The organism is bacterium (assembly GCA_026398675.1).
Taxonomy (GTDB): Bacteria; RBG-13-66-14; RBG-13-66-14; order RBG-13-66-14; family RBG-13-66-14; genus RBG-13-66-14.
In genome coordinates this window covers 1-1,604 of sequence record JAPLSK010000044.1, presented here as the reverse complement: position 1 = coordinate 1,604, position 1,604 = coordinate 1, and the positions used below count along the sequence as shown (strand labels likewise).

At 61.7% G+C, this 1,604-nt stretch carries 3 protein-coding genes; all 3 read right to left on the bottom strand.

Going from position 1 to position 1,604, the window contains the following annotated elements; genetic code table 11:
* Positions 1-247, bottom strand: a 247-nt coding sequence (locus tag NTW26_00610; protein MCX7020775.1) for a hypothetical protein, incomplete at its 3' end; no start/stop codon positions are given.
* 10 nt (positions 248-257) lie between these two features.
* On the bottom strand, positions 258-746 hold the full coding sequence (locus tag NTW26_00605) for a hypothetical protein (GenBank protein ID MCX7020774.1): 489 nt from the start codon (positions 744-746) through the stop codon (positions 258-260).
* Positions 747-1,141: 395 nt separating this feature from the next.
* A partial coding sequence (locus NTW26_00600; GenBank protein ID MCX7020773.1) for a hypothetical protein occupies positions 1,142-1,604 on the bottom strand: 463 nt, incomplete at its 5' end.

Sequence of the window (1,604 nt, the reverse complement as noted above, 5' to 3'; positions counted from 1 at the left end):
CGCCGAACTCATCTTGGTCCCAGTATGTAGAACCCCCAGTGAAGATAACATCGTACTGCTGCATCGCAACCAAGGGTGGCGTGAAGGAGCGGCAATAAATGTAATCAACCCTATCGAAGCGCGGGTCGTTCTCTACGAACTCTATCGCCTCCGACCAGCGGTCACGAGGGGTCGTCAGCATGAACGCCACGTCCACCTGGGCGAGGATTACCGCCGGAAGCAACAATATCAACATTGAAACCCTCATTTTTTCTCCTTTACTGCACCCAACGCGGGATGGTCTGGATATATTCGCTGAACAGCTCCTCCCACGTGCCCCAGTCGTTAATGAGCATGTTCAGCCTCATGTCGCCGTGTTCGGCCTCATCCAGATACTGCGGCCAGAGGCTGCGCTTGCACCAGTCAACGTGGCAGACGTCGTCCGGGTCAGGCCAGTAGGGCGGATGGCCCTGCCTGGGCCCGCAGGGGTGGGGGAAGTTGTTGAAAACACCGACGTAGAGCGGTGGCGGTTGCCGATTTAACTCGAAACGATACTCATAGGGATTATAGCTCCACCAGTACTCGGGGGCACCGATGAAGTTCACCGTCTTGGCCCATGCGATGCCGGGTGGCGGCGGGGGGACCTGCATGTAGGGCGCGGGGAGGATGACGACGTTGTAAACGTACTGGATGGCCGGGTCGAGGTTGGTCCTGAGAACGGGCCAGTCGTCGTCGGGGGGATACCCGTAGAGCGAGTGTTTACCCAACTAGGCTTCCGGGTCGTTGTTCCAGCCGATGGGGCGGTAGGTGGTGTGGGTCCCCGGCGGGCCCCCGGTGATTTTTTCAAGCGATAATGCCAAGCCCGCGAAATATCTTCCGAGCCTATCTCCCTCTCGATGACGGTGCAGTAGATGTAGGTGGGCGGGTCCTGGGGGAAGAGGTTGTTGTTGACCAATACCCGGGGCCGGATGCGGATGGCCGAAGCAGCCTTGCGAACCTCTTCCGGGCTCATATCCTCTCCCTCCTAACTAACCTTTATATATACTTTTTTTCACTATGTGTCAAGTTCAAGTTGACGCAGAAGCGACAGTCACATTCTCCACGCCACGCCGGCCGGCGACGTCCACGACCCGCCGGGGGAGGTAGGCAACCACTTCCAACCCTATCGGAACATGCCGACGAGCTCCAGGCCCGGCGTCTGGGGGAGCATGTCGAACGCCGCGAGCCCCTCCAGCTCGTATCCTCCCCGGATAAATAGTGCGGCGTCGCGCCAGAACCGCGCCGGATTGCAGGACACATAGGCGATGCGGGGGGATTTAAGCGCGATCAACGACTCCGTGACTTCCCGGGGAAGCCCCGTCCGGGGAGGGTCCAGGATGACCAGGTCCGGCCCGCCGAGCGGCTCGGGCGGACCCTCGGCCAGGACCCGCTCCACCGTTCCCGCCGTGACCCGGAAATCCCCCCCCGACCGGGACAGGTTCTCCTCCGCGTCTGCCGCGCCGAAGGGGTCCGCCTCGACGAGCCAGAGCCGCGCCCCACCCGCGAGAGCCGCCGAGCCCAGCAGGCCGCCCCCGCCGTAGAGATCCCAAACCACATCGGGTTTCATCTCCCCACAGAGCCGTGTC